Source organism: Methyloglobulus sp. (genome assembly GCF_040079455.1).
Taxonomy (GTDB): domain Bacteria; phylum Pseudomonadota; class Gammaproteobacteria; order Methylococcales; family Methylomonadaceae; genus Methyloglobulus.
In genome coordinates this window covers 1-6,411 of record NZ_JBEBKJ010000122.1, presented here as the reverse complement: position 1 = coordinate 6,411, position 6,411 = coordinate 1, and the positions used below count along the sequence as shown (strand labels likewise).

Below are 6,411 nucleotides of genomic sequence, written 5' to 3'. Positions count from 1 at the left end.
GGTCAATGCTTCCATCAAGCTGTGGGTAGCCCTGACTAATTCAACTACCTTCCTAGAGTACCAACGGAAATATATATGTATCTTTACATAAACACTCTCGAATTTTTTAATAATCTCCGCATTGGTTGCCGCATGTTGGCTCCATTCAGTCGTAGTAAAAGAGCCGCCGCCCGGCAAGGCCATCGGCAATAATAATTGATCTGCCAAATAGCTATCAACTGCGGCATTGCTGGTTAAGTATTTTTGCGCTTTTGAAATCGCGCCTTTGGCAACAACTTCCGCCGCCACGCCGCGCTCGGCAAAACCGGTAAACACTTCGGTAACCTGTTCGTGTTCAAAGGTGATTAACAATACATTTCCCGGCCCTTGGTTACGGTTTATTTCCCGCAGCAACAATTGATCATCACTCCAGGATAACTTTTGTTTTACTACAGCGAGTTCACGTTCAGCAATGTGGGTAGGTAACCCGGCAAAATAACTTTCCGCATAAGCCTTAAGCCGTTCGCCGCGGTTTTCCAAATGCAACGGCACAAGGCGAGTGCTGGGTTTAATCGTTGCGGTGATTTCTCCCCCGCCCGCCGGATAAAACCCGAAACGGTTAAGTCGCAACTCCACCTCAGCGCCCATCCGCTTTAACAGCGGGACAAAAGCGCGCTGCAAAAAATGGAATGGTGGACTCATCGTATTATGCGTACCGCCGGTAATCACAACACGGCTTTCCTGTGCCGCCATCAACAATGCCGGTAACACCGTTTGCAACACTAAGGTGCAACTGCCCGCCGTGCCGATATTAAAGCTGTAATCACCACCTTGCACATTGCCTGGGTTAAAGCTTAACTCGGTTGAGCCGACTTTTGCGCCATTGACTTCCGCCCCAGAAATCGCTGCCGCCGCATTCACGGCGGTCAAATGCTGACGCATTAATCCGGGCGTTTTGCGCTTGGCGCGGATGTTTTTAATCTGGATGGCTTGACCGGTAATCATGGCTAAGGATAAAGCGGTACGTAAGATTTGGCCGCCACCTTCGCCTTGGGAGCCGTCGATTTGGATGGTCATGGTTTTATCTGTTACTTGATTTGGTTGTTTTGTTTTTATATTTAACCGTTCGTCCTGAGCTTGTCGAAGGATGAACTCTTATTTGTGTTACTCACACAACGATATTTAAGTATGGGCTCTTGTACCCACAGACGAGATTAATCCATGCTTTTAATTATCTTAACAATATAATCAACAGCTTTTGTGTTATAAATACTTGGAGTGCCCGAAGGTATTTTTCCAGATTTCAAAAACTCATCTTCTTGTTTTTTATTACGAAAATTATAAACGGAATAATCTGGATTATTTTTAATATCATTTTCTTTAATAACAGCCCAAATTATGTTTTGCCGTGTATTTGGCAACATACTTATAATTGATTCGCAAAGTTCTTTTGCGGACAATGGATATTCTTTTAAAAGGTTTTCCTTTACTTTTTTAATTACCTCTACACTATTTATTGGTACAACATCACCAATGAGCTTTAGGGTTGCCGCTCCATCTTTTTCTGAAAATTGCCCTTCCTTTATAAACTTTAATTTTGATGCTAATGCGTCTTCAATCACAAGTATTTTGGATTCACCTTTTTCTATTAAGGATTTTTCGGTATCAAGTATTGCGGCATTTTGAGGCCCAGCTTTGGCTATTTTAGAAACCAAGTCAAACCAATGTTGATTATTTTGTTCAATTCTTCTTTGGATAATAATTTCTAATTCGGCATATTGAATTTTCTGCGTTCTACCTCCATACCTATAAAAAATATCTCCATTTTTAATAGTCTGTTCCTTTCCTTCATCTTTTTTTGCAATGACAGGTTTACTCATTGATTCAAAGATTTTAAAAACTCCAAAGTGTTTTCCATCAATAATTATTACAGCTTGATTCCAACGTATATCTGACGAGAAAATTTCAAGTAAGTAACCTGTTATTTTTTCAGGGTCTAGTTTGTTAAATTGTTCAATACTTTTTTCACTCATCCCATTTGGTAATCGGGGAGAATCTTTGACACCAAAAATAAGGTAACCGCCACGATTATTTGAAAATGCTGCAAAATCCCTAAAATAATCAGCAAGCCCAGACAGATTAAATTGTTCTTTAAACTCTAATTCTTGACTCTCTCTATGGTAAAGATAAGACCCGCTAAGCCTAAGAAACTCCTTAATTGTTTTTTCGTTTATGGACATAGAATTTTAAAACTATTTTTAATCAGCAATTTGGATTCTAGTTTAGTTGAAAAACTTATATCAAATAAGGCAACCTCCGTCAAAATCGAGGAACGCAGGAAGTAAGCGGCACTCATTTTAAAAATGTGGTTCATCCTTCGACAAGCTCAGGACGAACGGTATTTAAACTATATACCCTTAAATCTGTGACTTGTTAACAGTCATGTTTTCTAATTTGGGTCTTCATCGTCGCCCCGTAAAAGTAAATCCGTTCGTGGTGAGCTTGTCGAACCATGAGCGGATTTACTTTGGGCTAAACGGGAAACTTCCGCCCAATCACCGCGCATCATGGCTTCTTTTTTCTTGCGGCTCCAACCTTTGATCTGCCTTTCTGCTGATAAAGCTTCTTCGCGGGTGTTGAATTCTTGTGACCATGCAAATTCTACAGGTAACCGTGTGGCGGTATAACCCGGGCATTCTCCTGCTTTATGCTGGGCGACGCGGATTTCAAGGTTGTCGGTGTGGCCTGTGTAATAACTGCCATCGGAGCATTTTAAAATATATACCCAAAACATTTTGGCCTTATTCTGTTGTATGGATTTGAGAACTTTTCCCATTCATCCTTCGACTAAGCTCAGGACGAACGGAAAAAGTTGGTTTTTTGATATTACATTTTTGCATGCGGAGCAATTACTGCCATTAAGTTAAGCCGTTCGTGGTGAGCTTGTCGAACCATGAACGGCATAATCTCGCAGGGTCGGATTTTCCATTCACCTTTAACCTTGTGCCTTTCAACATCACCCTTTCACACAAACCACCTGCTTCAAGGTATGCACAATCTCCACCAAATCCACCTGCGCCGCCATCACCGCATCGATGTCCTTATACGCCATCGGGATTTCGTCGATGACATCGGCATCCTTTCGGCATTCCACGCCTTGCGTTGCGGCGATTTGGTCGGCGACATTGAAGCGTTTTTTCGCGGCGGTACGCGACATGGTGCGCCCTGCGCCGTGGCTGCATGAGCAGAAGGCTTCTTCTTGGCCTTTACCGCGCACGATGAAGGACTTCGCACCCATTGAGCCAGGGATAATTCCCATTTGCCCCGGCCATGCAGCTACCGCGCCTTTGCGCGTTACCAATACGTTATGGCCGAAGTGATGTTCGCGTTGTACGTAGTTATGGTGGCAGTTCACCGCTTCCACATCGGCGGTAAACGGCTTGGGACAAAGCGCCTGGATCGCCGCAACCACATTTTGCATCATCACCTCGCGGTTGCGGCGGGCAAAATCCTGCGCCCAGCTCACCGCTTGCACGTAGTCGTTGAAATGTTCAGTGCCTTCCGGAAAGTACGATAAATCCTTATCCGGAAGTTGGATGTAATACTTTTCCATATCCTTCTTCGCCAGTTCGATAAAGTGCGTGCCGATACGATTCCCCACCCCGCGCGAACCGGAATGCAGCATAAACCACACGTTTTGACTTTCATCCAGGCAGACTTCGATAAAGTGGTTGCCGGTTCCCAACGTTCCCAAGTGCTTATGGTTGTTGGTGTTCTTCAAGCATTTATGTTTGGCATAGATCGCTTCAAACTCCGGCAGCAGTTCCGCCCATTGTTTATCGACATTGGCCGAGGTGTTTTCCCAAGAACCTTTATCGCGGCCACCGCGCGTACGCGACAAGCCATGCGGCACTGCGCTCTCAATTTCAGATCGCCAGCCGTGCAGGTTATCCGGCAAATCACTAGCAGTTAGGCTGGTACGCGCCGCCATCATCCCGCAGCCGATGTCCACGCCCACCGCTGCCGGGATAATTGCGCCTAAGGTTGGTATCACGCTACCGATGGTCGAACCCTTACCCAAATGCACGTCCGGCATAACCGCAACATGCTTGAAGATGAACGGCAATTGGGCGATGTTCTGCAATTGCTTTTTGGCCTCGTCTTCTACAGGCACGCCGTGCGTCCATAGCTTGATCGGTTTTCCGTTTCCGGCTTGCATTACGGAATAGTTTTCGGGTTGCATGATTGCAGTCTCTATTTGTTAAACTCAAAGTCGGTTTATTACAAAACCGATGAAAAATTTGGCGACAAGAGTCGGTGTAACACGTTAGGCGCTCTATCCTCTGAGCTACGGTTCCATTGATGTCGGAACCGACGGGATTCGAACCCGCGACCTCCCGCGTGACAGGCGATGTAGTTACACCTGCATTCGCCAAAACTAGTTGTGAACCCCTGTAGATTCACCATAAACTTTAAAAATGCACGACAAAAGTTGCTATGAACATTGCTATACCACTCAGCTTCTTGCCTTTCGGCAAAGTCGGAATCGAACCGACGTACGATGTAGTCATAACTGCATTCATGTATTCCCAAAAATCCGCTGACAACTTTTGGTGTGATTTTCTTAACTCAACTACCGACATTGCTGCCGACCAGGGCTCGAACCTGGGATCTTCGGGATTTCCCGATGTTGTATCCATGTAATCACACGAGCATTCAGCGTAAAAATCATTCAAAAAAGATGGCGACAAGGGTTTGGTGTAATATTTTCAGTGCTCTACCAGACTGAGCTACCATTTTGAAAAACCAAAATGGGCAGGATTCGAACCTGCGACCATTGAAATCAATGTAATTACACCGGCATTCGCCAAAAATCGTTAAAAAGTGCGACAAAAATCGCTAAGACTTCTGCTCTACCGACTGAGCTACTTGCCGAAGCAAGGCCGGGATCGAACCGACGACACGATGTAGTCTTAACTGCATTCGCACAAAACCCGTAAAACTTTTTCAAAAAAAGTGAAGTGCCGTAACAATAATTGCTGTGATCTGATAGCGATTTACAGTCGATGTAATCACAGCGGCATTCACGAACACTTCACCTAACCTTATAAAACAGTTTCCTCTATAACGCCCACCCAATGTTCAGGGCTCAACTGGTCAGCAGCAAAAGCGGCGATGATGTTGAACACGGCATCAGAAAATCCGCCGACATTCAAAATATCAGGCCTTTCTGCAGCTTGTGTTGTGCCATACGGTTGAATATCCACACAAACCAGTTTTGCTTTCGGGTTGCGCTGTATAAACGCTTCCCATTCCTGCATCATCGCGGTAGCACCATGACGTTTAGCATCCATCCAAGACTGATTGTCCGATACAAAGACCACTAAATCAGCAAAGACTTTGTTTTTATTCAATTGCTGCAACGGTGCGCTGCAATTGGTTCCGCCACCACCGATGGCCGCCAGTTTCTGTGCGTTGGTCAGCACGGTATCGCGAGCATTCAAATCGACCTTTACCACATCGTTCTCAAACGGTAACACAACCGTATTCGGATTCTTACGCAGTAACGCCGCCGCCACTAATGCCGCCACATCAATACAGCGTACCGAACTAGTCGCCGAACCGCGCCCACCCGTTACCACTGAACTCATCGAACCGGATACGTCCGGGCATACAACTACCTTGCCAATAATTCCCGGCACATTCGATAGCGATGTTTCCAGCGCATCTTGCAAGGCATCGCTCAGTTCCCTGGGTAAACAGTTTGCTGCGGCCTTATAAGCCGCCAGCAATTGGTAGGGAAATACCTTGGCTTTAGCAATGGCTTGCTTATCACGCAGTTTTTCCGCCAAAGTTGTTATTACTTGTTCATCCGCAAACACGCCATGACGGGCAAAGGTGTTCAAGTTCATCCGTAACATCTGCCAACCCGCATTTAAGGCTATCGCCGTCCATTGTTCGGTTGCCAACGGCAACGCGGTTAATAGCTGGAACGGCACATCCGGCACTGGGCGTGTCATGTCGTTCTTATAACATTCGTAACTTTGCGTTATCGGCGGCAAATTTGCCCAATCATAAGGCTTACCGATTACCCAGGCGAAAAAGGCTTCGCGCCAATTTTCCGTAGGTTTAGGGTGTACCATTTTTATCACATCCGCCAAGGACGGTTGCGAGCCGATATAGGCATTCAACAAATCGCGTTCTGGCGCAGTGTTCAACCAGTTTTGGATCAGTTTTTTAGGCTTTGTTCCCATCGACTTGCGACCAACCGAACCGCTACGCAAAATTTGCACAAAGTTACGTAACATCTTGCCATTACCAATCACGCGATTATGTAATGGTCAATATAAACCGGACACTTTTTTAGACAGCCTTCTTATAAAAATCCCGCTCAAACTGCAACGGGGATTGATAGCCTAACTTTGAATGCGA

General features: G+C 45.5%; 6 protein-coding genes and 1 tRNA gene. All 7 read right to left on the bottom strand.

Annotated elements, in window-relative coordinates; genetic code table 11:
* Positions 1-1,056, bottom strand: a 1,056-nt coding sequence (gene rtcA, locus ABL924_RS17310; protein WP_349028346.1) for an RNA 3'-terminal phosphate cyclase, incomplete at its 3' end; no start/stop codon positions are given.
* Positions 1,057-1,193: 137 nt separating this feature from the next.
* Positions 1,194-2,219 carry an ATP-binding protein gene (locus ABL924_RS17305; RefSeq protein WP_349028345.1) on the bottom strand — a complete coding sequence of 342 codons (1,026 nt, stop codon included), beginning with the start codon at positions 2,217-2,219 and terminating at the stop codon, positions 1,194-1,196.
* Positions 2,220-2,428: 209 nt separating this feature from the next.
* Positions 2,429-2,815 carry a GIY-YIG nuclease family protein gene (locus ABL924_RS17300; RefSeq protein WP_349028344.1) on the bottom strand — a complete coding sequence of 129 codons (387 nt, stop codon included), beginning with the start codon at positions 2,813-2,815 and terminating at the stop codon, positions 2,429-2,431.
* Positions 2,816-2,995: 180 nt separating this feature from the next.
* Positions 2,996-4,222, bottom strand: coding sequence for an RtcB family protein (locus ABL924_RS17295; RefSeq protein WP_349028343.1), 1,227 nt, complete (start codon positions 4,220-4,222; stop codon positions 2,996-2,998).
* A gap of 229 nt (positions 4,223-4,451) precedes the next feature.
* A complete protein-coding gene (locus tag ABL924_RS17290) occupies positions 4,452-4,679 on the bottom strand; it encodes a hypothetical protein (protein WP_349028342.1) in 228 nt (75 codons plus the stop codon).
* A 114-nt stretch (positions 4,680-4,793) separates the two neighbouring features.
* Positions 4,794-4,906 (bottom strand) — tRNA-OTHER (locus tag ABL924_RS17285).
* A 178-nt stretch (positions 4,907-5,084) separates the two neighbouring features.
* On the bottom strand, positions 5,085-6,287 hold the full coding sequence (locus ABL924_RS17280) for a hypothetical protein (protein WP_349028341.1): 1,203 nt from the start codon (positions 6,285-6,287) through the stop codon (positions 5,085-5,087).
* Between the last annotated feature and the right edge of the window lie 124 nt (positions 6,288-6,411).